General features: G+C 68.5%; 20 protein-coding genes. 6 read left to right on the forward strand and 14 right to left on the reverse strand.

Annotated elements, in window-relative coordinates:
• Positions 1 to 119: 119 nt before the first annotated feature.
• From dxs to J9611_RS06375, 4 genes are all read right to left on the reverse strand, one after another.
• A complete protein-coding gene (gene dxs, locus J9611_RS06360; protein ID WP_211878658.1) occupies positions 120 to 2,093 on the reverse strand; it encodes a 1-deoxy-D-xylulose-5-phosphate synthase in 1,974 nt (657 codons plus the stop codon).
• A 172-nt stretch (positions 2,094 to 2,265) separates the two neighbouring features.
• Positions 2,266 to 5,076, reverse strand: a complete 2,811-nt coding sequence (locus tag J9611_RS06365; protein WP_211878659.1) for an aconitate hydratase — start codon at positions 5,074 to 5,076, stop codon at positions 2,266 to 2,268.
• A 177-nt stretch (positions 5,077 to 5,253) separates the two neighbouring features.
• Complete coding sequence (locus J9611_RS06370; protein WP_211878661.1) at positions 5,254 to 6,615, reverse strand: class I SAM-dependent RNA methyltransferase; 1,362 nt, start codon at positions 6,613 to 6,615, stop codon at positions 5,254 to 5,256.
• A complete protein-coding gene (locus tag J9611_RS06375) occupies positions 6,612 to 8,588 on the reverse strand; it encodes an APC family permease (protein WP_211878663.1) in 1,977 nt (658 codons plus the stop codon). Before J9611_RS06375 ends, J9611_RS06370 begins: the two co-directional genes overlap by 4 nt.
• A gap of 120 nt (positions 8,589 to 8,708) precedes the next feature.
• Between J9611_RS06375 and J9611_RS06380 the strand changes: the two genes are divergently transcribed.
• Together J9611_RS06380 and J9611_RS06385 are read left to right on the forward strand one after the other, a co-directional pair.
• A complete protein-coding gene (locus J9611_RS06380) occupies positions 8,709 to 9,380 on the forward strand; it encodes a potassium channel family protein (protein ID WP_211878665.1) in 672 nt (223 codons plus the stop codon).
• Complete coding sequence (locus J9611_RS06385) at positions 9,381 to 10,124, forward strand: potassium channel family protein (protein ID WP_211878667.1); 744 nt, start codon at positions 9,381 to 9,383, stop codon at positions 10,122 to 10,124.
• 77 nt (positions 10,125 to 10,201) lie between these two features.
• Here the strand turns inward: J9611_RS06385 and J9611_RS06390 are convergent, their stop codons facing one another.
• The 4 genes from J9611_RS06390 to dut all read right to left on the reverse strand — a co-directional run bounded on the left by J9611_RS06390 (position 10,202) and on the right by dut (position 12,654).
• Positions 10,202 to 10,939 (reverse strand): DUF3159 domain-containing protein, encoded by a 738-nt coding sequence (locus J9611_RS06390; RefSeq protein ID WP_211878669.1) that lies wholly within the window; start codon positions 10,937 to 10,939, stop codon positions 10,202 to 10,204.
• Entirely contained in the window at positions 10,936 to 11,310 is a 375-nt protein-coding gene (locus J9611_RS06395) for a single stranded DNA-binding domain-containing protein (protein ID WP_211878671.1), read from the reverse strand. The genes J9611_RS06390 and J9611_RS06395 overlap by 4 nt, the downstream gene beginning before the upstream one ends.
• Positions 11,303 to 12,016, reverse strand: coding sequence for a DUF3710 domain-containing protein (locus tag J9611_RS06400; RefSeq protein ID WP_211878673.1), 714 nt, complete (start codon positions 12,014 to 12,016; stop codon positions 11,303 to 11,305). The genes J9611_RS06395 and J9611_RS06400 overlap by 8 nt, the downstream gene beginning before the upstream one ends.
• A 161-nt stretch (positions 12,017 to 12,177) precedes the next feature.
• A complete protein-coding gene (dut, locus tag J9611_RS06405; protein ID WP_211878675.1) occupies positions 12,178 to 12,654 on the reverse strand; it encodes a dUTP diphosphatase in 477 nt (158 codons plus the stop codon).
• A 160-nt stretch (positions 12,655 to 12,814) separates the two neighbouring features.
• Between dut and J9611_RS06410 the strand changes: the two genes are divergently transcribed.
• On the forward strand, positions 12,815 to 13,300 hold the full coding sequence (locus J9611_RS06410; protein WP_211878677.1) for a DUF3093 domain-containing protein: 486 nt from the start codon (positions 12,815 to 12,817) through the stop codon (positions 13,298 to 13,300).
• A gap of 21 nt (positions 13,301 to 13,321) precedes the next feature.
• On the opposite strand, the gene J9611_RS06415 is transcribed toward J9611_RS06410, so the two are convergent.
• A complete protein-coding gene (locus tag J9611_RS06415) occupies positions 13,322 to 13,621 on the reverse strand; it encodes a DUF4193 domain-containing protein (protein ID WP_211878679.1) in 300 nt (99 codons plus the stop codon).
• Between the two features lie 328 nt (positions 13,622 to 13,949).
• Between J9611_RS06415 and sepH the strand changes: the two genes are divergently transcribed.
• A complete protein-coding gene (gene sepH / locus J9611_RS06420; RefSeq protein ID WP_211878681.1) occupies positions 13,950 to 15,350 on the forward strand; it encodes a septation protein SepH in 1,401 nt (466 codons plus the stop codon).
• 44 nt (positions 15,351 to 15,394) lie between these two features.
• On the opposite strand, the gene J9611_RS06425 is transcribed toward sepH, so the two are convergent.
• The 4 genes from J9611_RS06425 to J9611_RS06440 form a co-directional block, all read right to left on the reverse strand.
• Positions 15,395 to 16,135: a thymidine kinase gene (locus J9611_RS06425; RefSeq protein WP_211878683.1), complete on the reverse strand. Its 741-nt coding sequence runs from the start codon at positions 16,133 to 16,135 to the stop codon at positions 15,395 to 15,397.
• Positions 16,128 to 17,462, reverse strand: coding sequence for an alkaline phosphatase family protein (locus J9611_RS06430; protein ID WP_211878685.1), 1,335 nt, complete (start codon positions 17,460 to 17,462; stop codon positions 16,128 to 16,130). Before J9611_RS06430 ends, J9611_RS06425 begins: the two co-directional genes overlap by 8 nt.
• Entirely contained in the window at positions 17,463 to 18,206 is a 744-nt protein-coding gene (locus J9611_RS06435; RefSeq protein WP_211878687.1) for a DUF5998 family protein, read from the reverse strand.
• Between the two features lie 77 nt (positions 18,207 to 18,283).
• Positions 18,284 to 20,986 carry a bifunctional acetate--CoA ligase family protein/GNAT family N-acetyltransferase gene (locus J9611_RS06440; protein WP_211878689.1) on the reverse strand — a complete coding sequence of 901 codons (2,703 nt, stop codon included), beginning with the start codon at positions 20,984 to 20,986 and terminating at the stop codon, positions 18,284 to 18,286.
• A 67-nt stretch (positions 20,987 to 21,053) separates the two neighbouring features.
• Between J9611_RS06440 and J9611_RS06445 the strand changes: the two genes are divergently transcribed.
• Complete coding sequence (locus J9611_RS06445) at positions 21,054 to 23,576, forward strand: DNA gyrase/topoisomerase IV subunit A (RefSeq protein ID WP_211878691.1); 2,523 nt, start codon at positions 21,054 to 21,056, stop codon at positions 23,574 to 23,576.
• A gap of 710 nt (positions 23,577 to 24,286) precedes the next feature.
• Entirely contained in the window at positions 24,287 to 24,805 is a 519-nt protein-coding gene (locus J9611_RS06450; protein ID WP_211878693.1) for a DinB family protein, read from the forward strand.
• 288 nt (positions 24,806 to 25,093) lie between these two features.
• On the opposite strand, the gene J9611_RS06455 is transcribed toward J9611_RS06450, so the two are convergent.
• On the reverse strand, positions 25,094 to 25,582 hold the full coding sequence (locus J9611_RS06455; protein ID WP_211878695.1) for a GNAT family N-acetyltransferase: 489 nt from the start codon (positions 25,580 to 25,582) through the stop codon (positions 25,094 to 25,096).
• Positions 25,583 to 26,090 lie beyond the last annotated feature (508 nt).

Here is a 26,090-nt window from a genome sequence, read left to right on the forward strand (position 1 = left end):
TTCCTGGACCGTCCGGGTCACGGCACCAGGGGTGGCGCGGCGGACGGTGATTGTGCTGTGGTTTTGACTGACGGTGCTGCTGTTGGTGCCGCTGACGCTGCTGGTTCAGCGGGCGGGGTTCAGAGCAGCGGGAGGCTGCCGGTACTCGGGTGTTCCTGCCCGGGCAGCGGCCGCGCGAACGGAACCTTGGTCCCCAGTACCTGGGCAACGACGTCGTGGGTGATCCGCTGGGCTGTCAGGCCGACGCGCTCCAGCACCTGGCTGCGGGTGCCGTGATCGAGGAATTCCACCGGGAGCCCGACCTCGTTCAGCGCGGTATCGACGCCGGCGGCCCGCATCTCCTGGCGGATCCGGGAGCCGACGCCGCCGGCGCGCACGCCGTCCTCGATGCAGATGACGAGGCGGTGGTGCGAGGCGAGGGCAATGATGGATTTCCGGACCGGCAGGAGCCAGCGGGGGTCCACCACGGTGGAGCTGATGCCCTGCGCGCCGAGCCGGTTGGCGACATCCAGGGCGAGCTCGGACATCGCACCGACGCTGATAATCAGCACATCGTTTTCGGTCGAGCCGGCGGGACGGCGTGCAAGCACGTCGACGCCGTCGCGGAGCCGCTCGATGGCTTCCACCTCGGCCCCGACGCTGCCCTTGGAATACCGGATCACGCTGGGGGCGTCCTCGATGGCCACGGCTTCGCGCAGTTCCTCGCGGAGCCTGGTCGCGTCGCGGGGCGCCGCCAGGTGCAGCCCGGGGACAATCTGGACCATGGCCATGTCCCACATGCCGTGATGGCTCGGACCGTCGGGCCCGGTGACCCCGGCCCGGTCCAGGACGATGGTCACGCCGGCCTTGTGCAGGGCTACGTCCATCAGCAGCTGGTCGAAGGCGCGGTTGAGGAAGGTCGCGTAGACGGCGACGACCGGGTGCAGTCCCCCGAACGCCATGCCGGCGGCGGCGGTGAGGGCATGCTGTTCGGCGATGCCGACGTCGAACACCCGCTCCGGGTGCCGGGCGGCGAACTTGTGCAGCCCCACGGGGATCAGCATGGCCCCGGTGATGCCGACGACGTCCTTGCGCTCGTCCGCGATGTCGGCGATCTCGTCGGCGAAGACCGAGGTCCAGGACTTCGCGCCGCCGGCCTCCGCCGGTTCGCCCGTCTCCGGGTCGATGATTCCGACGGCGTGGAACTGGTCCGCCTCGTGGGCGCGGGCCGGCGCGTAGCCGTGGCCCTTCTCCGTCATGGCATGGACGATGACGGGTCCGGCGTAGTTCCGTGCCGTGGAAAGGGCGTTCTCCAGCGCCTGGAGGTTGTGGCCGTCCACGGGTCCGATGTACTTCATCCCGAGGTCCTCGAACATGCCCTGCGGCGCCCACCAGTCCTTGAGGCCCTTCTTCATGGCATGCAGGCTGCGGTACGTGAACTGGCCGGCGGGTCCGCCGTTCTGCAGCCGCCGCTTCCACCAGTCCAGCATGCCCTCATAGGCCGGGGCGGCGCGGAAGGAATCGATCGTGGGCCGCAAGGACGCGAGGTAGTCGGCGAAGCCGCCCACCGTCGGGGCGTAGGAGCGGCCGTTGTCGTTGACGACGATCACGACCCGCCGCTTCTTGTCCGCGGCAATGTTGTTGATGGCCTCCCAGGCCATGCCACCGGTCAGGGCGCCGTCCCCCACGACGGCGATGACGTACCGGTCGCCGTCGCCGGTCAACTGCCGGGCGCGGGAGATGCCGTCGGCCCAGGACAGCGAGGAGGAGGCGTGCGAGCTTTCGACGACGTCATGCTCGGATTCGGCGCGGTCAGGGTAGCCGGAGAGGCCGCCCTGCTGCCGGAGTGTGCTGAAATCCTGGCGCCCGGTGAGGAGCTTGTGGACGTAGGACTGGTGTCCGGTGTCGAAGACGATGCTGTCGCGGGGGGAATCGAAGATCCGGTGCACCGCGATGGTCAGCTCCACGACGCCGAGGTTGGGACCGAGGTGGCCGCCCGTCTGGGAAACGTTGCCGATCAGGAAATCCCTGACCTCCCCGGCCAGCTGATCCAGCTGCGCCACGGACAACTTGCTCAGGTCCTGCGGATTCCGGATGGTCTCCAAGATTCCCAACGGCCCCTCCTTCGGGTGGTAGACATGCCGTTTAACTCTAACGCCTCCCGGCCGGCACCGGGTGCCGGCGGGCTGCAGTACTGATCAGAGGAACGTGAAGGCCCCGGCCGGTCAATGACCGGCCGGGGCCTTCACAGCGTTACCAGCGCGCCGTCACGGGAGCAGCCTTCCGCTAGTTGGCGGAGATCTGGCGCAGCACGTACTGCAGGATGCCGCCGTTGCGGTAGTAGTCCGCCTCGCCCGGGGTGTCGATGCGCAGGACCGCATCGAAGGACGTGACCGAACCGTCTTCAGCGGTGGCGGTGACCTTGAGCGTCTTGGGCGTGGTGCCCTCGTTCAGGGCGGTGACGCCCTCAACGGCGAAGGTTTCCGTGCCGGTCAGCCCGAGGCTGGCGGCATTCTTGCCGGCCGGGTACTGCAGGGGCAGGACGCCCATGCCGATCAGGTTGGAGCGGTGGATCCGCTCGTAGCTCTCGGCCACGACAGCCTTGACTCCCAGCAGCGCGGTACCCTTGGCGGCCCAGTCACGGGATGAGCCGGAGCCGTACTCCTTGCCGGCCAGGACCACCAGCGGGGTGCCGGCGCCCTGGTAGTTCTGCGCGGCGTCGTAGACGGCGGCCTGCGGGCCGTCGGCCTCGGTGAAGTCGCGGGTGAAGCCGCCCTCGACGCCGTCCAGGAGCTGGTTCTTGATGCGGATGTTCGCGAAGGTGCCGCGGATCATGACCTCGTGGTTGCCACGGCGGGAGCCGTAGGAGTTGAAGTCCTTGCGCTCCACACCGTTGGCCAGCAGGTACTGGCCGGCCGGGGTGTCCGACTTGAAGGACCCGGCCGGCGAGATGTGGTCCGTCGTGACGGAATCGCCGAGCTTGAGCAGCACACGGGCGCCGCTGATGTCCTTGACCGGCTCCGGCTCTGCCTTCATGCCGTCGAAGTACGGGGGCTTCCGCACGTAGGTGGAATTTGGATCCCAGGCGAAGGTATCGCCGGCCGGGGTGGAGAGTGCCTTCCAGCGGTCGTCGCCGTCGAAGACGCCCTCGTAGCCGCGGGCGAACATGTCCTTGTCGATCGAGGAATCGATGACCTGCTGGACCTCGACCGGGTTCGGCCAGATGTCCTTCAGGAAGACGTCGTTGCCGGCTTCGTCCTTGCCCAGGGCGTCGGCGTCGAAGTCGAAGTCCATCGTACCGGCCAGGGCATAGGCGATGACCAGCGGCGGGGAGGCCAGGTAGTTCATCTTCACGTCCGGGTTGATCCGGCCTTCGAAGTTGCGGTTGCCGGACAGCACGGCGGTCACGGAAAGGTCGTTGGCAGCGATGGCCTCGGAGATTTCAGCGTCCAGCGGTCCGGAGTTGCCGATGCAGGTCGCGCAGCCGTAGCCCACGATGTAGAAGCCGAGCTTCTCCAGGTACGGGGTCAGGCCCGACTTTTCGTAGTAGTCGGTGACGACCTTGGAACCGGGCGCCACGGAGGTCTTGACCCACGGCTTGGACATCAGGCCCTTGTCCACGGCATTGCGGGCCAGCAATGCGGCGGCCAGCATTACGGACGGGTTGGACGTGTTGGTGCAGGACGTGATCGAGGCGATGGAGACTGCGCCGTGGTCCAGTTCGAATTCGCGGCCGTCTGCGGTCTTGATGTGCACCGGAGTGGACGGACGTCCCTCGGCACCGTTCGCCGCGGACTCCACGCGCTCGGTTTCCGTGGTGTGGGAATCGGCGTGGGTGAAGGAGGGCGGGTCCGAGGCCGGGAAGGACTCGTCCAGCGACTCGTCCACGCTGCCGTCGGTCAGCGCCACGTAGTTGTGGATGTCCTTGCGGAACTGGTCCTTCGCATTGGTGAGCTCGATGCGGTCCTGGGGACGCTTCGGGCCGGAGATGGAGGGAACCACCGTGGACAGGTCCAGTTCGAGGTACTCCGAGAACTTGATCTCGTGCGAGGGATCGTGCCAGAGGCCCTGTTCCTTCGCGTAGGCCTCGACGAGGGCGACGTTCTGCTCGGACCGGCCGGTGAGGCGCAGGTAGTCGAGGGTGACGTCGTCGATCGGGAACATGGCGGCCGTGGAGCCGAACTCCGGGCTCATGTTGCCGATCGTGGCGCGGTTGGCCAGCGGCACGGCCGCGACGCCTTCGCCGTAGAACTCCACGAACTTGCCGACCACACCGTGCTTGCGCAGCTGTTCGGTGATGGTCAGGACGACGTCGGTGGCGGTGGCGCCGGCCGGAATGGAACCGGTCAGCTTGAAGCCCACGACGCGCGGGATCAGCATGGAGACGGGCTGGCCGAGCATGGCAGCCTCGGCTTCGATGCCGCCCACGCCCCAGCCCAGCACGCCGAGGCCGTTGACCATCGTGGTGTGCGAATCGGTGCCGACGCAGGTGTCCGGGTAGGCGCGCAGGACGCCGTCAATTTCGCGGGTCATGACGGTGCGGGCCAGGTACTCGATGTTGACCTGGTGCACGATGCCGGTTCCCGGCGGGACCACCTTGAAGTCGTCGAACGCGGTCTGGCCCCAGCGCAGGAACTGGTAACGCTCCCCGTTGCGCTGGTATTCGATCTCCATGTTGCGCTCCAGTGCGCCGGAGTTGCCGAAGGCGTCGATCTGCACGGAGTGGTCAATCACCATTTCGGCCGGGGCGAGCGGGTTGACCCGCTTCGGGTCGCCGCCGAGCTCCTTGACTGCTTCACGCATGGTGGCCAGGTCCACAACGCAGGGCACGCCAGTGAAGTCCTGCATGATCACGCGCGCCGGCGTGAACTGGATTTCAGTGTCGGGCTCTGCGTTGGGGTTCCAACCGGCCAGTGCGCGGACGTGGTCGGCCGTAATATTCGCGCCGTCCTCGGTCCTCAACAGGTTTTCAAGCAATACCTTGAGGCTGAACGGAAGGTTTTCTGCACCTTCAACGGAGTTCAACCGGAAAATCTCGTATTCGGTACCGGCTACATTAAGTTTGCCTTTTGAACCGAAGCTGTCCACAATGCTCATCGCAGGACTCCTCTCGCAACAGGTTTCATCTTTGCCGCGCCGCAGACCCCTTGCTAGTTAGGGCGGCCTAACTCGTCCAAGCCGCAAGGACAGGCTCAAGGAAACCCGCACGGATTGCAGGGGGCCAGCCGTGAAGACGGAGCGCGGCGTCGGACTACTACGCCCATAGTAGTGGCATCAGCGCCGGGGAGTCAGCAGCGCCACTGTCTCCATGTGGTGGGTGTGCGGATACAGGTCGAAGGCGCGCAGCCCGGCGAGTCCCCAGCCGCCCTGCCGGAAGTAACCCAGGTCGCGGGCGAAGGAAGCCGGGTCGCAGGAGACGTAGGCGACGGCCCGCGGTCCGGCGGCGATCAGCTGGTTGATGACGTCCTTGCCGGCACCGGCCCGCGGCGGGTCCAGGATGACGGCGTCCAGGCTGCGGGGCTTCTGGCGCAGCACCCGTTCCACCCGGCCCTGGACGATCTCGACCTGGGCGGCGCCGTGCAGGTTCTTGCGCGCGTCCCGGCTGGTGCCGGGCGATCCCTCCACCGACAACACGGAGCCGGTCACGCCCACGGCGTCGGCGAGCGGCGCCGTGAAGAGCCCCGCCCCGGCATACAGGTCCGCCACGGCAGCCCCCGGCGTGAGGAAGCCGCCGTCGTGCAGGTAGCCGGTGACGGCCCCCACGAGCGTGTCCGGACCGTCCCGGTGGATCTGCCAGAAGCCGTCCCCCGTGACGCGGTAGTCGTGGCCGGCCGCGGATTCCTGCACCCAGGTGCGGCCGCGCAACTGCAGCGCCTCGCCCTTGGCGGGATCGAAGCTGGCCACCGAGACATCCTCCGGCAGCTGCGCCAGGATGGCGCTGAGGCGTTTGGCCCTGGTTCCGGGGGCAGGGACCAGGAGCACGAGCGGGCGGGAGCCGTTGGCGGGGGCGGCGACCTCCACGCGTTCGATGCCCTGCAGATCGATCTCCCACAGCGCCAGGCCGTTGATCCCCGCTGCCGCCAGCGGCATCCCGCGGACCGGAAGGACGGTATCGGAGCGGTGCGCGTGCATGCCGAGCTTGCCGGCGGGCGTCACGGCAAAGGCCGCGCGGGTACGCCAGCCCAGCCCCGCCCGCGCTCCGGACGGTGCGGGCTCCCCCACGGCTTCCACCGTGTTTTCCAGTGAAGCGGGAAGTTCGACGCCGGCGAGGCGCCGGAGCTGTTCGGCCAGCACCTCCGCCTTGAGGCTGCGCTGGCGTTCCAGCGAGATGTGGCCCAGCTCGGCGCCGCCGACGGGCGGGTGGCGGTGGGACCAGGAGCGCCCGGAGTCGGCGAGGTCCCAGAAGTGGTCCACCCGGTCAGGGGACGGCTCGAGGACTTCCACCACGTCGGCACGCCAGAATTTGGCGGCGGGGCCGTCTTCGGTGAGCCGGACCCGCACCTTCTCGCCCGGGATGCCGTGGCGGACAAACACCACCCGTCCCTCATGGCGGGCCACGCAGTGCCCGCCGTGGGCCACCGGCCCGACGTCGACGACGAGGTCGGCAGGGGCGTGCGTCCGGGTGTCGGGGTTCATTGGATATCCTGCAGTCTCTTTGCTTCTTCGGACGATTTCAGCTGCCACGGCACGCTCGCGACCATGACCCCCGGCTCGAAGTGCAGCCGGGTCTTGATCCGCAGTGCGGTCTGGTTGTGGACCAGCTGCTCCCACCATTTGCCGACCACGTACTCGGGGATGTACACGACGATCAGGTCCCGCGGCGAATCCCGCCGCATGTTGGTGATGTATTCCATGATGGGCGTGACCGTTTCGCGGAACGGGCTGGCGAGCACCGTCAGCGGTACCGGGATGTCCAGCTTCTCCCAGTCGGCCACGGTCTGCGCCGTCTCGTCGGCGCTGATGTCCACCGTGATGGCGTCCAGCCGGGAGGGCCGCGACGCGCGGGCATAGGCCAGGGCCCGCAGGACCGGCTTGCGGATGTGGGAGACCAGCAGCACGGCGTGCACCCGGGTGGGGAGGGCCCGGGGCGAGGAGTCCTCGTCCACGGCGAGTTCCTTGGCGACGTTGTCGTAGTGCGCCCGGATGCTCCACATGATCAGGAACAGGACGAACATGGCCAGCAGCGCGATCCAGGCGCCCTGCTGGAATTTTGTGATCAGCACGATCACCAGGACCAGGCCTGTCATGCCGAAGCCGATCGTGTTGATGGTGCGGGACTTGATCATCCGCAGTTTCGCTGCCGGGTCCTTGGCGAGTTTGAGCTCCCGGCCCCAGTGCCGGATCATGCCCAGCTGGCTCATGGTGAAGGAGATGAAGACGCCCACGATGTAGAGCTGGATGAGTTTGGTGACGTCCGCGTTGAAGGCGATGATCAGCACGAGGGCGCCGGCGGCCAGCGCGAGGACGCCGTTGCTGAAGGCCAGCCGGTCCCCGCGGGTGCGCAGCTGGCGGGGCAGGTAACCGTCCTGGGCCAGGATCGAGCCGAGCACGGGGAAGCCGTTGAAAGCGGTGTTGGAGGCGAACACCAGGATCACGCCGGTGGCGGCGACCACGATGTAGAAGGGAATGGATCCGGCGCCGAAGATCGTCTGCGCGATCTGGCTGATCGCGGGGTTCTGGATGTAGTCCTCGGGCAGCGGCTTGCCGTCCAGCAGGAATTCCTTCGCCGGGTCCAGCACGATGTGCACCTTGGTGGCGTTGGCCAGGTAAATGATGCCCGCCAGCATGGCGGCGGCAATGACGCCGAGCAGCAGCAGGGTGGTGGCCGCGTTCTGGCTCTTGGGTTTCCGGAAGTTCGGCACGCCGTTGCTGATGGCCTCGACGCCGGTCAGCGCGGCGGCCCCGGAGGAAAAGGCCCGGAGCAGCAGGAACGCGCCGGCGAGGCCGACCATCCCTTCGTCGAAGCCTTCCGCGGGAATGATCGTGAAGGCCGCTGAGGGTGCCTGGCCCAGCTGCCCGGTGAGGGCCTGGAAGATACCGATGGCCGTCATGCCCAGGATGGAGGCCATGAAGATGTAGGTCGGCACGGCGAAGACGCTGCCGGCCTCCCTGATGCCGCGCAGGTTCACGAGGGCCAGGATCACCACGCCCACGGTCGCGATGGCGGCCTGCTGGCCATGCAGCGACGGGACGGCGGTGGTCAGGTAGGCGGCGGCCGAGGACATCGACACGGCGACCGTCAGGACATAGTCCACGAGGAGCGCGGCGGCGACGGTGAGGCCCGCATACTTGCCCAGGTTCTCGTTCGCGATCTCGTAGTCGCCGCCGCCGGAGGGGTAGGCATGGACGTTCTGGCGGTAGGAGGCGACGACGGTCAGCAGCACCACCATCACGGCCAGCCCCACCCAGGGCGAGAACGCCACCGCGCTGGCGCCGGCAAGCGCCAGCGTCAGCAGGATTTCGTCCGGCGCATAGGCCACGGACGACAGCGCATCCGAGGCGAAGATGGGAAGCGCGATCCGCTTCGGCAGCAGGGTGTGGGCCAGACGGTCGTTCCGGAAGGGCCTGCCTACCAGCACCCGCTTCACGGCATTGAATATTGTCAGCACCACACAAAGCTAGTCTGATTCGGACGCGATGTCATGACGGCAAAGATCGGCCCCTTCGTGGCCGGTAGAGTTTTACCCGGCAGCAGACGCGGCAGCAGGCAGAGTACAGAGGAGGAACGTGTGGCGCACTTCGTGATCATGGGTTGTGGCCGGGTGGGGGCGACCCTGGCGCACACGCTGGAGGATGCCGGCCATTCGGTGGCCATCATCGACCAGGACGACCGTGCTTTCCGGCGGCTCCGCACGGGTTTCTCCGGCCGCAAGGTCACCGGCGTCGGGTTTGACCGGGATACGCTCAAGCAGGCCGGCGTCGAGGAGGCCTATGCCTTCGCTGCCGTGTCCAGCGGCGACAATTCCAACATCCTGGCCACCCGTGTGGCCCGCGAAACCTTCCACGTCCCCCATGTGGTCGCCAGGATCTACGATCCGGGCCGCGCGGAGATCTACCAGCGCCTCGGCATCCCCACGGTCGCGGCGGTGCGCTGGAGCGCCGACCAGGTCCTCCGCCGGATCCTTCCCGAGCAGCACCTTGCCGGTGACTTCCGGGATCCTTCGGGCCGGCTGGTGCTCGCCGAAGTCGACCTGAACGCCGGCTGGATCGGGCACCCGGTGGCCGCGATCGAGAAAGCGGCGGGTATCCGGATCGCCTATCTGACCCGGTTCGGTGAGGGCATGCTGCCCGTGGCCGGCACCTCCTTCCAGGACGGCGATACCGTGCACGCCATGCTGAGCGTGGACCGCAGCTCCGAGGTCGCCCATATTCTTGCCAAGTCCCCCGCCAAGGAGTCCTGAGTGAAAGTCGTCATCGTCGGCGCGGGAAGCGTCGGTTCCTCGATCGCCCGCGAACTGCTGGCCCATAGGCACGAAATCCTGCTGATCGACCTGAAGCCGGAGGTCATCGGCCGCAGCGGCCTGCGCGGCGCCCACTGGCTTGTCGGCGATGCCTGCGAACTGAGCACGCTCCAGGACGCCAAGCTCGAGGACGCCGACGTTGTGGTCTCCGCCACCGGCGACGACAAGGTCAACCTGGTGGTCTCGCTGCTGGCCAAGACCGAGTTCGGCGTCGGCCGGACGGTGGGCCGGGTCAACAACCCGAAGAACGACTGGATGTTCGATGATTCGTGGGGCGTCGACGTCGCGGTCAACACCCCGCAGCTGATGACGGCCCTCGTGGAGGAAGCTGTGGAGATCGGCGACCTCGTCCGGCTGCTGACCCTCCAGACCGGGGTGTCCTCGCTGGTCGAGTTCACCGTCCCCCACGATTCGTACGTGATCGGACTGACCGTGGGCGATATCGAGTGGCCCGAGGACGCCACCCTGGTCGCGATCCTGCGGGACCAGGCTCCGATCACGCCAAGCCGTGATGACGTGATCGACGGCGGGGATGAGCTGTTCTTCGTGACCACGATCGCGGCCGAGGACGAGCTCCGGGCCCTGCTCTCCCCCGAATCACCGGTCGACGAGCGGCACCCGGTGACCTCGGACCAGCACGGCCACGAGAACCATGTGCCCGCGGATGACGGCTTCGACGGCTGAACAGCCCGCCGCCCCGCTCCCCCAACTGGGTGGCAGCAGTTGTCGTTTTGGGCGCTCGTAACGACAACTGCTGCGGGTCAGTTGGGTTCGGGAGCCGGCGCCGGGGCGGGCTTGGTCAGCAGCCACGCGATCCACACGCCCAGGAGATACAGCGGCGCCCCCATCAGGAGCCGGGTCGTGGCCAGGCCGGCGAGGCCGGGCTCGCCCATCAGGTACAGGGGAACCTGCACCACCAGGCGCAGCACCAGTACCGAGACGATCACCCAGGTGCCGATCCGGTACGCCTTCACCCTGGCCGGGTGCTTGCGCCACTCCACCCCCTCGTTCCGGATGAAACCGAACAGCAGGCCGGCGAAGGGCCAGCGGACGGCAATTGAGAGGGACATCGCCAGGATGTACCCGGTATTGGTGAGGAAGCCGATGACATAGAAGTCCTCGGCTTTTCCGGTGGTGTTGGCAAGCCACGCCGACAGGCCGACGCCGACAATCCCGGCCAGCGCCTGGGTCAGCGGGCGGCGCTGGATCAGCCGGGCGACGGTGAACACCGCGGCCGCCGCCAGCGCTGCGATCAGGGCCATGGTCAGATCACGCATGAGGGTGAACACGATGAGGAAGACCAGACCGGGCAGGATGCTCTCGGCGATGCCCTGGAAGCCGCCGGCACTCTTCCATACGTCGATGTTGCCGTCGCTGGAACGGCGCAGTCCGGCCTTCGCCGCATAGCCCTCGGCGAGCTGGGCCGCCGAGGGTGGCGGCGAGGGCTGCGCCGGGTCCTTCTCCGCGGAGCCAGGCTCTGGATGTTCGGGCAAGGTCATTGCTCCTCCTGGCGGGAGAGTATCTCGTAGCGGGGATTGAACATGGTGGGCAGTCCGTCACGGATCGTGACCATGCCCTCGAGCCGGAGTTCGGTGCCGGCGTCGATCCCGGGGATGCGCCGCCGTCCCAGCCAGATGACGCGCAGGCGGTCCTGGGGCCGGGCCGCGCCCTGGCGTTGCGCCTCCGCCACGGCCCGCGGCCTGGGCGGAGCGTCGTCATGGTCGACGAGGATGGCGATGAAGGACGCCACCTTGCTCGCCGGCGCGTAGGTGACCGATTCGATGAAGCCGTGGCACAGCACCCGCCCCCGGTCCGGCAGTTCCCTGACGGAGACCGGCGCAACTGGTTCCTTGCGGGCGGCATCAACCAATCTGGGTAATCTCCGGTCCGCGTTCGGGCTGCCCCAGGTCCGGGGCGGCCATGGGGGCGGGTGCCGCGTTGTCCGTGGGCAGGCGGAGCTGCAGCAGGTCGCGCGGCGGCATCGGGTTCTCGCCGCGGACCACCACGATCTGCCGGAACATGTCTTCGAGCGCGGCCGCCGCGGCCCGGTCCAGTGCGGCCTCGCCGCCCAGGACGCCCCGGAGGAACCAGCGGGGACCGTCGACGCCGATGAAGCGCGCCGCCCGGTAACCGTGCGAGCCGTCCGTGCCGCCGGCGGGAAGCTTGGCGACGAGTTCGGTGCCGAAGCTGCCCTGGATCTCCTCGACCTGGCCGCCCTGGCTGCCGACGGACTGGCCGATCTGCTCGCGGATTTCTTCCCAGAGGCCTTCGGAGCGGGGGGCGGCAAACGCCTGCAGCTGCAGGCTTGAGCCATCCAGGTCCATGGTCACAGCCACCACGCGCTGCGTGGCCTCCTCGACCTCAAGCCGGAGCTGCAGGCCTTCGCGGGGCGCGATCAGGAGCGCCCCGAGATCCACATAGCCGTCCTGGCTCTCGATTTCAGAGACGTCGAAGGGCCCCTTGGAAACACGGAAATCGCCGGCGGCAGCCGCGGCGGAGCCAACAGCCGCGGCCTCCGGGGTTTCCGGCTCCGTCAGCTGTTCCTGCTTGGCTTTCCTGCCACGCCCAAAAACCATGGGGTTGTCTCCTTAGTTGTGATCCTGTGCCGCCGCCCGGCGTCCGCGCGGCGGCGCCCCTTCCCGGGGGCAGGCGCCTGCTTGAAATCCCTGCATAAAACTGTCGGCCGACCGGTGGGCCGGACCGCGGGCCTAACCGTGGGGCCGGACAACGGCTCCGGTCAGGCCTGCGCGCCGAAGCCGCCGGTGGATCCGAAGCCCCCCGCGCCGCGGACCGAGCCGTCCAGTTCCTCGACGGGCAGGAACCGGGCGTGTTCCACGCGCTGGATGACCATTTGTGCAATTCTATCGCCGCGCTTGAGTTCGATCGCCTCGTGCCGGTCGGTATTGAGCAGTGTCACGGCGATTTCTCCCCGGTAGCCCGCGTCCACGGTGCCGGGAGCGTTCACCACCGTCAGTCCATGTTTGGTGGCCAGGCCAGACCGCGGGTGGATCAGGGCGACGAAGCCGTGCGGCAGGGCGATGGACACGCCCGTCGGAACGAGGCGGCGCTCCCCCGGCTCCAGCACGACGTCCTCGCGCGCGCGCAGGTCCGCTCCGGCGTCGCCCGGGTGCGCGTACGACGGCGGTTCCAGTCCGTCGTCGAGCATTTTCAGCTGCACGGTGAGGGTGGGGGCGGCGGTGTTCTCTTCAGTCACAGTCCCTCACTCTAACGCCAGCACCAGGATAGGCCTAGCCGGGGCAGCCCCGCCCGTGCGCCTGCCCCGCGCCCGCATCCCGTGCCCCTGCCCTGCCCACAGACAGGTGCGCCGCGGCACCCAAGATGAAATAGCCCGGAAAAAGTGGAAAGCTGGGCCTATGCCAGAATCCAGCGCAGCTGCGCCTGCCCCCAAGAGCGCACCCGGTGCCGCCACCGTTCTTTATACCGAGAAGCTCTGGCCGAACTTCTGGATCTGGCTGGTCTCGGCGGGACTCTCAAGCGCCGGCATCCTGATGCTGGCACCCATCAGCCTTGCGGCGGGGATCACCGCCGCCGTCGTACTGTTTGCCATTATCGCCGTGCTGCTGGTCCTCTCCACGCCGACCATCACGGTGACAGCGTCAACCCTCCGGGTCGGCCGGGCCACCATTGAACGCAGCTTCCTCGGAACCGCGACGGCGTTCCGCCGCGCCGAAGCAACGGCGGAACGCGGCACCCGGCTCAACGGCCTGGCGTTTCTGTGCATCCGCGGCTGGGTGGATCCGGTGGTCCGGATCGAAATCACCGACCCGACCGACCGGACCCCGTACTGGCTGACGTCCAGCCGGCACCCGGAACGGCTGGTCGACGCCCTTCAGGGCTGACGCCCGGCGTGGCCCGTGGGCCTAGCCCTCGCATTCCCTGCAGTACAGGAGTCCACCCTTTTCGCGGGCGATCTGCGAACGGTGGCGGACGAGGAAGCAGGAGGCACAGGTGAATTCGTCGGCCTGGGCCGGCAGCACCCGGACCAGCAGTTCCTCCCCGGACAGGTCTGCGCCGGGGAGTTCGTAGCCTTCGGCGAGGTCGGATTCGTCTTCATCCACCACCGCGGGAGGCTTCTCCGTACGCCGCGCCTTCAACGCCTCGATGGAGTCCTCGCTGAGGTCCTCCTCGGTCTTGCGCGGCGCATCGTAATCTGTCGCCATTATTTGTTGCTCACACTCCGCATTCGTTCGATTGGTCCGCCGTCTCCGGGCAGTCCTGCCGGGCTGGTAACCCCGCACCCCACCCGGGATCGGTTCTCCGTTGTCAACAACGGACACGCGGATTTTGTGCCCGATGTCGGGTCATTTTTGCTTAAGCTGCCACCGAAAGCCAGAGCCCTGTAATCCATGACCGGCGTCCCGTCCCCGGAGGGCCGGAAAACAGGCGGAAAGTCGCGGAAAATGACGGCGCGCCCTCTGTCCTAACCGGAAATACCGCCCATCAGTGGCAGAGTTTCGCTTGTTAGTAATGCCAGGGTGGAGGATTTGTATGCAGGATCTACGGCTTGTAGGCGTCCACGACGACGGGGAGCATCTCCTGTTGCGCGGCGCCGGCGGCGAGAAGTTCCAGCTGTCAATCGATGAGGCGCTTCGGGTGGCAGTCAGCCGGTCGTCGGCGAAAGCCGCATCGGGCGGGGGCGCCGCGCCTGTTGCCATGTCTCCGCGCGATATCCAGGCGCGGATCCGCAGCGGCGCGACGGCTGCCGAAGTGGCTGAGCTCGCCGGCATCGCGCTGGCGAAGGTCCAGCGCTACGAGGGCCCCGTGCTTGCCGAGCGTGAGCACGTGGCCATGCAGGCACGCAAGGTCGAGGTTGCCGCGCCTGCCCCCGGCCAGGACGTCTACCGTTCGGTATTCGGCGACAACCCGGCGTCCCTCGGCGAGATGGTGGCGCACCGGCTGACGGCCCACGGCGTCGAGCCGTCGACCGTGGAGTGGGATTCCTGGCGGCGCCCGGACGGCAGCTGGAATGTCGTGGCCCGCTTCGAGGCGAAGCCCGGCGTGCAGCCCGTGATCGGCGAGGAGCCCCCGGCCATGTGGACGTTCAATCCGGCCCGGAAGTCGCTGCAGAATGCAAACCGCTGGGCCCAGCAGCTCAGCGAACTCGAGCCGCTGGACGGCCCCGTTCCAGCGCGCCGGCTGTCGGCCGTCGCGGACCGGCCCTTTGATTTTGAATCCGACGCCGACGCCGCGGCCAGGACCGCGACCGCCCAGCTCACCGTCATCCAGCAGCTGCTGCAGGACAGGAGCTACCAGGACCACGCCCAGCAGGACAAGGACTCGAACGGGCTGCTCGACATGCTGCGCTCCCGCCGCGGACAGCGCCTCGGCGTCAACGAGGACGCAGACGACGCCCTCGCCCTGCTCCTGACCAACGGCGTTCCGGCGGCCCACCCGCGGCCCTCCGAAGCCGGCCCGGAGCCGGAACCCGATCCGGCCGCAGCCCCTGCCCAGGCGCCGGACCTGGCGCCGGACCAGGAGACCGCGGCGCCCCCGGCCGATGCCTTGGCGGCGCCGGACCAGGCGCCGGACCAGGATGCCTTGGCCCGGCGGCGCGACGGCCGGCCCTCCATGCTGTCACGCCTCACCCTGGCCCCCCGCCACCCGGAGGAAGGCGATGACGCGCTCAAGCTGCACGACGGCGTCAGCACCGAAACCCGGGAGATCACCATCGCGGCTGCGCAGCTGCGCCCGCTCGGCCAGGCGGGCACCGCCAGCAAAGGCCTGGACGAGCTGATCGGCGGCGGAACGTCCCGGCGCCAGCAGCGCGAATCGCCGGCAGCGTCCCGCACCGACCGGGAGGCAGAGCAGCCGGAGCGCCAGCCGGGCAAGCCGAAGCGCTCGAGCGTGCCCAGCTGGGATGAAATAGTCTTCGGAACCCGCAACGACTGAACGCCGCGGCCTTCCCGGCCGGGTTCTTCAGGGAGCCGCGCCGGTCAGGACCGGCGCAGGTCCCCGGCCCCGCCCCACAGCGCGGCGTCCACCTCGAAGGGCAGCAACTGCTCCTCCGCGGCCATCAGGCTGGCCGCGTGGGCGGTGACACGGCGCATGAAGTGGCGCCGGCACAGCGTCTCATAGCCGACGACGGGCGTGTGGCCGGCGTCGGTGCCGAACGTCCCGGCGTCGGTGCCGAAGGTCCCGGCGGCGACGCCGACGTCGCCGACCACCACCTGTTCGCCCTCCAGCACCATCACGCCGTCGACGGTGCGCGCGTTGTGCGTGGCGCGGCGGCCGCACCAGCACAGGGCCTCGACCTGCAGCACCCGGACGCGGTCCGCGAGCTCAATCAGCCGCTGCGAACCGGGAAAAAGCCGGGTCCGGAAGTCGGCACTGATGCCGAAGGCGAAGACGTCGACGCCGATCTCATCCACCACGCGCGCGAGCTGTTCGACCTGCTCGGGCGAGTAGAACTGTGCCTCGTCGCAGATCAGGTAGTCCACGCGCAGGCCGGTGGTGCGCCGTCGTACCACTTCATCCCAGAAGTCCGTGCCGTCCAGCACCTCAACGCAATCCGTCTCGAGCCCGAGCCGGCTGGAGATGCGGGTGCCGCCGGCCCGGTCATTGCGGCTGAACCGCACGCCGCCGCGCCCGCGGGCCCGGTGGTTGTAGTCCATCTGCAGGGCCAGGGTGGATTTTCCGCAGTCCATGGTGCCGGAAAAGAAGACAAGCTCAGCCACGCGGGGGCGCCTTCTTACCCTCGGCCTTGAAGCACAGAAGCGGGACTTCCCGTTCCGCCTTCGTCAGCGATCCGTGTTGGCCCACCACCTCGAGGGCGGTCGGGCGCACCCGCCGGGTGTCGTAGAGGGCCAGGGCGTCCCGGGCGGCGATCATGACGTCGCCGATCCGCGGGGCAACCTCGGCGCGGACGTCCCCGAACAGGCCGCCGTTGATGGCCTCGTCCCGGGTGAAGGCCCAGATCCGGTCACCGAAGCGGGCACGCCAGGCATCGATCAGCCGCGCCCGGCCGGCGTCGCCCAGGGCCGCCTCAAGGTAGAGGTGGACCATCCGGGGTTCCCCCGCGGTGTGCCGGACACCGGCGATGAGGGCAGGGTCGGCCGAATAGTCGATCCGCTGTGATTCCGGCACGTCCAGCATGCCGTGGTCAGCCGTGAGCAGCACGGTGGTGCCGGGCGGCAGGGTGGCGTTGAGCCGCCGCACGGTGGCATCAAGTTCCTCGAGCTGGTACTCCCACTCTGGTGACTGGCAGCCGTGGCGGTGGCCGGCCTTGTCCAGTTCATTGACGTAGAAGTACATCAGGGCAGGGCCCGGGCCGGCCATGGCCTCGGCGGCGGCGGCGGTCCGGGCGTGCGAGGTGGTGCCGGTGACAAAGCGGCCGCCCCGGAGCGCGGCCTGGGTCATGGCCGAGTCGCTGAACTGGGGCAGGCTGACCGTCGTGACATCCACGTGCCCTGCGGCGCGCTCGAAGACGGTCGGGAAGGGCTGCCATTGCCGCGGGTCCACGCCGGGGTCCCAGTTGCCGAGCATGTTCACCACCCGGTCCTGGTCCGGGTCCAGCACGTCGTAGCCGACCATGCCGTGCTGCCCGGCGGGGATTCCGGTGCCGAAGCTGGCCAGGGACGCGGCGGTGGTGGACGGGAAGGTCGAGTCCAGCCAGACCGGCACCTTGCCCTGGCCGGCCTGCAGGACGGAACGCAGGAACGGGGTGTGCGCCGACTTCTGCTTCAGCAGGTTCCGGCCCAGTCCGTCGGCCAGGACGACGCAGACCCGCTTGGCCGCGGGCAGGTTCAGCCGGTTCTCGAAGCCGGGGACACCCAGACTGGAGGCGGCGCTGGTGAGCACCTCGGCGATGGAGCGCTGCCCGAATGCCGGAGCCGGCGGCAACGCGGACTCCGCAGCGGCGGGGGCAACAGCGGCGGACTCCGCAGCGGCGGGGGCAACAGCGGCGGACTCCGCAGGGGCGGGGGCAACAGTGGCGGGAGCACCAGCAGTGGGGGCACCAGGGGTGGGGACAGAAACCGGCTCGGGCACGCGGACCGGGGCCATTTAGCGCTGGTGGCCGCGGCTGAGGCGGTTCCCGAACATGCTGATCCGCGGGCGCGGGGGCAGGCCGGGCCCGGTATGCGGAGCCGGCGCGGCGGAACCGGTGTTCACCGCGCGGAGGGCCCGGGCGAAGAGCTTGGCGTCCTGGACAGCCTGCAGCCCGTCGGCCTCGGCGCTGATCCGCAGGACAATGTCCTCCTGGGCGATGGTGCCGCTGTAGCCGTGGTCGGCCTCGCACTGCGGATCCCCGCAGCTGGCCGGACCCATGTCGAGGCGCTGCCCGCCGGACCAGGCGATGGACAGGGTCAGCTCGCGGACCGGGTCCGATGCCTTGTAGTCCTGCGGCTGGGCGTAGACGTAGCTGAGCACCACGGAGCGGATCTGCGTCACGGGAACGGATTCGGTGGAGACCTGCGCCACGGTCTGTTCGCCGGCTTCATCGAGCTGCTGGTCATCCACGTGGGTGATCACCAGCATGTCCTCGGTCAGCACCAGCACGGTGATGTGGCGCCGGACCTCGGCCCGGTCGAAGTGCGTCTCGAGGTGGACCAGGTGCGCCACACAGTCACGGCCGTCCAGGGCGTCGGCGACGACGTCCGCGACGAGCCGGGGGTAGAAACCGGCCTGCTGGAGGGCCCCTTCCAGGCTTTGACCCTGCGCGCTGTGGTCATGGAGTCCGGGGTGGTGCGCGGCCGGGCGTCCGGGGACGGGCGCCAGGGGCTTGGGTGTCGGCTGCTGGAAACTCATGGTCTCCATTTTCACAGATCGGCTGGGGACTTGCTAACTGCACGTGCTGCCGAAGGCCGGCAGGGCTCCTGGTACGGCTAGCTGCGCATGGCCCGCCGCGCGCTGTCGGTGCGCTGGGCGGCGTTGGCGATCCGCACGTCGGCGGCCAGGATCGCGGCACCGTCGGGCCCTGCCAGCACCGGGTTGAAATCCACCAGGGCAATCTCCGGGTGGTTGTCCTTGAGCCGCGACAGCCGCGCCGCAAGGTCTTCAAGGGCCGCGACGTCCACCGCCGGCAGGCCCTGGTAGCCGAAGAGCTTCCGGGACGCCCGGGGCCCGCGGATGAAGTCGTGCAGGTCGGAACCGGACAGCGGCGGCACGCGGTGGGCCCAGTCGTCCAGCAGGTTGACCGCGTCGCCGGCGAGGCCGAAGGAAACCACCGGGCCCAGCAGCGGATCCTCGATGGCGCGGAAGGTGCATGCCTGCCCCACCGGCACCATGGATTGCACCTCCAGGGACGGGGAGCCGTAGCGTTCCAGCGATTTCCGCATCTCCTGCACGTTCCGCCGCAGCGACTCGGCGTCCTGGATGTCCAGGCGCACCCCGCCCAGGTCCAGCCGGTGCCGCAGCGCCGGGTCCGTGGTTTTCAGCGCCACCGGCCAGCCGAGCCTGTCAGCCGCGGCCAAGGCCTGCTCCGCGGTCTCGAAGCCTTCGGAGGGCACCACCCGGATGCCGTAATGGCCCAGCAGCTTTCCCGCCGACGCCGGGTCAAGGCGGACCAGCTGCTCACCCGGGACGTTGCGGAGCAGCTGCTCAAGGTCCGCCCGGGTGCCGTCCGGATCGCAGCCCTCGGGCTCCGCGAACAGGCCCTGGTCACGATGCAGCCACGCGGCGTAGCGCACGACGGCGGCGAGCGCCGCCACGGCGGCGCCCGGGTTGGAGTAGCAGGGCACGGTGGCCGCGTGGGGTGGCTGCGCCGTTTCCGATCCGACCATTCCCTCGACGTAGACGGAGGGGTCCAGGATGCCGCTGAACGCCGCGACCACGGGCTTTCCGGCGGCCGCGGAACACTCCGCGAGCACCCCGGCGATCTTTTCCACGGTGAGCCCGCGCGCCGGGAGCAGCGCCACCACCACGGCGTGGACGGTGTCGAGGGCCAGGGTTTCCTGCAGGCTGCGCCGCAGCGCCGGCAGCGCCACGGACATCCCGGTGTCCAGGTCGACGTCGGCGATGATGCGTTCCACCCCCAGGCCCTGCGTGGCCGCACTGTCCGCAACGACCTTGCCGAGCGCGCGGGAGTTGCTGAAGACGGCGATGCCGGGGCCCGTCGGCAGCGGCTGGCTCGACACGATCTGGGCGACGTCCATGAGCTGTTCGATGGTCTCCACCCGGATCACGCCGGCCTGGCGCATCATCGCGTCGAGGGCCTCCGGCGGCGCCTGCGTGGTGCGCACGGCGTGGCCGGGCGGAAGCCCCAGCCCCATGGCGTCGGACTTGGCGACGATCACGGGCTTCGTGCGCGCCAGGCGCCGCGCCAGCCGGGAGAACTTGCGGGGATTGCCGATCGATTCGAGGTAGAGCCCGACGGCGGTCGTGTCGGCGTCGTCCTCCCAGAACTGCATCATGTCGTTGCCGGAGACGTCGGCACGGTTGCCGGCGGAGAGGAAGGTGGAGAGGCCGACGCGGCGGCGGCTGGCGGCAGCGTACAGGGACACGCCGATCGCGGCCGACTGGGTGAACAGCCCCAGCCCGCCGCGGCGGGCGAGCGCGGGTGCCATGGAGGCGTTGAGCGCCACGGCCGGGTTGGTGTTCATGATCCCCAGCGAGGCCGGGCCGATCACCCGCATGCCGTTGGCCCGGGCCTGCCGCACCAGTTCGCGCTGCCTGGCCAGGCCGCGTTCGCCGTCGTCCGCGAACCCTGCCGTCGCCACCACGATCCCCTTGACACCGGCGGCGCCGCATTCTCCGACCACCCGGGGAACCTCGTCGTAGGGTACGGCGATGAGGGCGAGCCTGACGGGGCCGGGGACGTCGGCGAGCCGGGCGAAGGAGAGCATGCCGGCGAGCTCGAAGGCTTCGGGATTGATCGCGTAGACCGGGCCGGTGAACCCGGCCTCGATGATGTGTTCGAGGAGCTGGTGGCCCACGGTGCCCCGTGTGCGGCTGGCCCCGATCACGGCGAGCGAGGACGGGGCGAGCAGTTCCTGGATGCTGCGCGCCTCCGCGCGGTGTTCGCGGGACTCCATCACGGCGCGGGAACGGTCGGTGGGGTCGATGTTGAACTCGAGGCTGACCACGCCGTCGTCGAAATGCCGTTTGACGTCGTAGCCGGCGTCGGAGAACACCATGAGCATCTTGCGGTTTTCCGGGAGCACCTCGGCGCTGAATTTACTGATGCCGTGTTCGCGGGCGGCGGCGGCGAGGTGTTCGAGCAGGATGGACCCGATCCCGCGGCTCTGGTGGGCGTCGGCGATGTTGAAGGCGACTTCCGCTTCTTCGGGGTCATCCAGCCGGTCGTAACGGCCGATCCCCATGATCTCCCCGCCGATGGTGATCACGAGGGCCACCCGGTCCTTGTAGTCCACTTCGGTGAAGCGCTTGAGTTCCTTGGGGGACAGCCTGGACTTGAACGCGAAGAAGCGCATGTAGATGGACTGCTGCGACTGGCCGGTGTGGAAGGCCTGCACGGCGTCCGCGTCGGAGGGGTGGATGGGACGCAGATGCGCCGTTCCGCCGTCGCGCAGGACAACGTCGGCTTCCCAATGTTCCGGATATTCGCCGTCCGCGGGCTGATCCACCATAGGCTTAGCCTAGTCATAAACTTACGCAGTACCCGTTCAGCACCGCTCAGAAGGACCTTCCAACCTCATGGCCCGCCGCCAAACCACGCCCCCCTCAGGGGAAGCCAGCCAGGATTTCACCGAGAACATCGTTGACATCGACGTCACTTCCGAAATGGAAGGCTCGTTCCTGGAGTACGCCTATTCGGTCATCTACTCCAGGGCCCTGCCGGACGCCCGCGACGGCCTCAAGCCCGTGCAGCGGCGCATCCTGTTCATGATGTCCGAGATGGGCCTGCGCCCTGACCGGGGCCATGTCAAGAGCGCCCGCGTGGTGGGCGAGGTCATGGGCAAGCTGCACCCGCACGGCGACTCGGCCATCTATGACGCCATGGTGCGCATGGCACAGGACTTTTCGCTGCGGCTGCCGCTGATCGACGGGCACGGCAACTTCGGCTCGCTCGACGACGGCCCCGCGGCCCCGCGGTACACCGAGGCCCGCCTCGCGGCGGCTGCGCTGACCCTGACGGACCACCTCGACGAAGACGTCGTGGACTTCGTGCCCAACTATGACAACCAGCTGACCCAGCCCGATGTGCTGCCGGCCGCGTTCCCGAACCTTCTGGTCAACGGCGCCACCGGCATCGCCGTCGGCATGGCGACCAACATGGCCCCGCACAACCTGGTGGAGGTGATCGACGCCGCCCGGCACCTGATCGAGTACCCGGACGCCACGCTCCAGGATGTGATGAAGTTCGTCCCCGGCCCCGATCTGCCCAGCGGCGGCCGGATCGTGGGGCTCGACGGCATCCGCGAGGCGTACGCCACGGGCCGCGGCTCCTTCAAGACCCGGGCCAAGGTGGAGGTCGAGCAGCTTTCGGCCCGCCGCACCGGCCTGGTGGTCACGGAACTGCCGTACATGGTGGGCCCGGAAAAGGTGATCGAGAAGATCAAGGACGCCGTCAACGGCAAGAAGCTGACCGGCATCAGCGACGTCGTGGACCTCACGGACCGCAAGCACGGCCTGCGCCTGGTGATCGAGCTCAAGAACGGCTTCAACCCCAACGCCGTGCTGCAGCAGCTCTACCGGTACACCCCGATGGAGGATTCCTTCGGCATCAACAACGTGACCCTGGTGGACGGCCAGCCGCAGACCCTGGGCCTGGTGCAGCTGCTGTCGGTCTACGTGGAGCACCGCATCACTGTGGTGCGGCGGCGCACGGCCTTCCGGCTGGGCAAGAAAAAGGACCGCCTGCACCTGGTGGAGGGCCTCCTCATCGCCATCGTGGACATCGACGAGGTCATCCAGATCATCCGGTCCTCCGACGAGGTGGCCGCGGCCAGGACCCGGCTGATGTCCGTCTACGACCTGTCCGAGATCCAGGCCAACTACATCCTGGAACTCCGGCTGCGGCAGCTGACCAAGTACTCCCGGATCGAGCTGGAAAAGGAGCAGGAGGAGCTGCGCCGGGAAATCGCCGAGCTTGAGGCCATCCTCGGCTCGGAGGTGCTGCTGCGCGGGCTGGTGTCCTCCGAACTGGCCGGGATCGCCGAGAAGTACGGCACCGCGCGCCGCACCGTGCTGCTCGAATCCGAGGCCGTCTCCCCCACCACGGCCGCCGCCCTGGCCGCCGCGCCCGGAGCCAGGGGCAAGGCCGCCCCGCTGGCGCTGGAAATCGCCGACGACCCCTGCTGGGCCATCCTGACGGCGTCAGGCATGATCGCCCGCACCGGGAACCAGGACAGCCTCGCCGAGTCCGGCCCGCGGACCCGGCACGACGTGTTCCGGTCCGTGGTCAAGACCTCCGCGCGCGGCGAGATTGCGGCCGTCACGTCCCAGGGCCGGATGCTGCGCCTGCAGATGATGGACATGCCGGTGCTGCCGCCGACGTCGGGAACCCCCAACATGGCCGGCGGCGTGCCGGCCAAGGACTTCATCACCCTGCTGAAGGGCGAATCGCTCGTGGCGTTTGCGCCGCTGGACGAGGTCCTGGCGGTCGGGACGGCGCAGGGCGTGGTCAAGCGCGTGCAGGCCGATTATCCGCTGAACCGCGAGGACTGGGACGTCATCGCGCTCAAGGACAAGGACACCGTGGTGGGCGTCGCGCCCGCCGGGTCCGACGACGTCGACCTCGTCTTCGTGACGCAGCAGGCGCAGCTGCTGCGCTTCAGCGGCGCCGCCGTGCGGCCCCAGGGCCGGACCGCCGGCGGAATGGCCGGCATCAAGCTGGCCGCCGGGGACCGGGTCCTGTTCTTCGGCACCGCCGGCGCGGCCGACAGCGCCGCCGTCGTCGTGACGATTGCCGGCACCGAGGGTGCCCTCCCGGGCACCGATCCGGGGACCGCCAAGGTCACCGCGCTCTCCGAGTACCCGGCGAAGGGCCGCGGCACGGCCGGAGTCCGGGCGCACCGCTTCCTCAAGGGCGAGGACACCCTCCTGCTCACCTGGGCCGGGCACGGCCCGGCGAAGGCGTCCTCCCTGGCCGGCGCGGCGCGGTCCCTGCCCGGGGAGCACGGGCGCCGCGACGGTTCCGGGATCCCGCTGTCCCAGGCCGTCGACGCGGTCGGTCCGAGCATGGCCTGGCCCGAGGAACCTGGGACGGAAGCCTAGCCTCCCGCTGTCCATATGGCGGCCGGGCGCCGGGCTTGCACCGACGAAGGCGCCAGGGTCGCGGGTCGGGGGTCACGGGTCGGGGGTCACGGGTCACGGCCCACCCATTCGACACAAAGGGCCGCAATAGGGTCCGGCGTTCCGGCCATCTGTGGCAAATGGCCGGCGCCGGCTCATCTCCAAGACCGGAACTACGCGGAACAACGACGTCGGACCCACGGGGGGGAACCTGTGAGTTCGACTTCGAGGTGAGGTGCCACCGCCGGCATGGGCTACAAAGGTAGGCACCCTTAGGCGACTTGCGTCCGGGCGCCGAACCTTTTCTCTGCATTGCCCGAAGAGCAAGTTCTGCAGACCAGAGTGTTTGATAGGGGATTTTCGAGCAAACGGACATGGCTTGGTCCGGAATTGCGGCGAACTCGGCGCTCCATGTCACGCCCGCTCGGGGTGCACACCTCTATCGATGCTTGGCCCGCGACTGGAGCCCAAGGCCCATGTCCTTGAGGTTCCACTCGCGGGAAGCATTACCCGCGATTGGCGTGAACCGCAACGCGTCGCACTTCAGCGGGTGAGGCGGCCTTTCTGTCGCCTCACCGTTGCGCAAAGAGGGAAGACTCAGCCAGTCTCAGCCCTCGCACCGCCGGCAGGGCGCGCCGTGGACCGCATCTACCCCTCGGCTACTCCGGGAGAAATGCGCTTAGACTGCTCGCATGCCTATCATCCCGGACAACAAGGACTGGACCTGGGTGCTGTCGCGCCCCTGTCCGGAATGCGGTTTCGACGCCTCTTCCGCCACCCCCGCCACGGTGCCGGGGATCGTCGCCGGCATGCTCCCGCGCTGGCGTGCGGCCCTGCGCCGGACCGGCGTGTCACAACGGCCCGACGACGCCACCTGGTCCGTGCTCGAGTACGCCTGCCACGTGCGGGACGTCTTCACGCTGTTCGACTATAGGCTGGGCCTGATGCTCAGCGAGGACGGCGCCCGGTTCGAGGACTGGGACCAGGACCGGGCTGCCGTCGAGAAGGACTACGCCAATGCCGACCCGGCCGAGGTCAGCGCGGAACTCACTGCCGCGGGCGAGCAGGTCGCCGCGTCCTTTACGGCTGTCCCCGAGGAGCAGTGGGGACGCAAGGGCACCCGCAGCAACGGGTCGGTGTTCACCATCCTGACCTTCGCCCAGTACTTCCTGCACGACGCCGTCCATCACCTCCACGACGTGGAGGGGTAGGGGATAGAAAGCGCAGCGCTGGCGTGACGCAGGGCTGGAACCTCAGAGGTTCAATGAGGTTCGCGTGTTGCCGTCCCCGCGTCAAGGGCTCCGTGCCGTGCGGGGGCACTTTGATACCGACACGCCGTCCCCGGGCCGGGATGCCCCTGCTGGAACCTCCAAACTCGCCCCGGACGGCGGACCGGGCCAACCGGATCCTCGTTGCCATGCGTGAGTTTGCCGGTCCGCCATTACCGAGGGTGGTCAACCGTGTGTTCGTGGCGCGGATAAGCAGAGTGGTCAGCGGGGTTATCGGATCATCCGGACCCTAACCAGGTCTTCCCACTCCTGGACAACTTCTTGGGCGCCATCGACCTCGAATCCGTTTCGCCGGTAGAAGGACCGGGCCCGGGTGTTGGCTTCAGCGACCCAGAGCATCGCCGGACTGTCGCCCAGCGAGGCGTCCAGCAACTGCTGGCCCAGACCGGAACCGTGGTGATCCTTCAACAGGTAGATCCCCCACAGCTCAATCTCCCCGGGCGAATCGTCAAGCGAAACTAGCCGGGTTCCGGAGAAACCAACTACGCTACCATCAACTTCAGCTACGTGATGCCAGGGACGCCGGGGACCGGTCAGGATCCCTGACCATATGGCTAGCTTGTCGCTGACGGATTGTTGGGCAAAGAACCCAGCGGACAGCAGGCCAGAATAGGTTTGCTTCCAGCATTCAACATGGATTTCCGCCAGCCGCCGCGCATCGCGGCTGTCCGCCGGGCGGACTCCGTTGATTGGACTCATCGGCCCAGCCTAACTGGGACCTGGCGGCACCAAATCCCTAATCACATGAGCCAGCGCACTCGACCATACGAATGTACAGGTCAGCTGCGTCAGCAAGTGCCCCTGAGTTCCGAAAACAGCCTATGGCATAACCCACCAGCGTGAATGGAGCGCGGTCACTCTGGCTGTAGACCTTCAGTCCGCCCGTTGTTCAGGCCGCGGGCTGGCCTCCGGACGGGGCGTCATTCGAGGCGGAAGTAGCGGTTTCTTCGGGGCACCTGGCGCGGGTCGATGTGGGGCGGGGGGATGAACCAGGGGATGCCGGTGCGGAGCTGGATGGTCCATTGACCCTTGTGGACCAGGGCGTGGTGGTGTGAGCATTATGCCGATGTCCGGATTATGCCGATGTTGCTCCGGGCAGCCTGATTTGGCGGGGTTCCCCGGGATACTTGTCGGCATAATCAGAGGGCTTCGAGGAAGGTGAGGAGTTTGTCGCCGGGCGTGTAACGGCCGGCCGGGGTGTCCGTGG

The organism is Pseudarthrobacter albicanus, assembly GCF_018224015.1.
In the GTDB taxonomy this organism is placed as follows: domain Bacteria; phylum Actinomycetota; class Actinomycetes; order Actinomycetales; family Micrococcaceae; genus Arthrobacter; species Arthrobacter albicanus.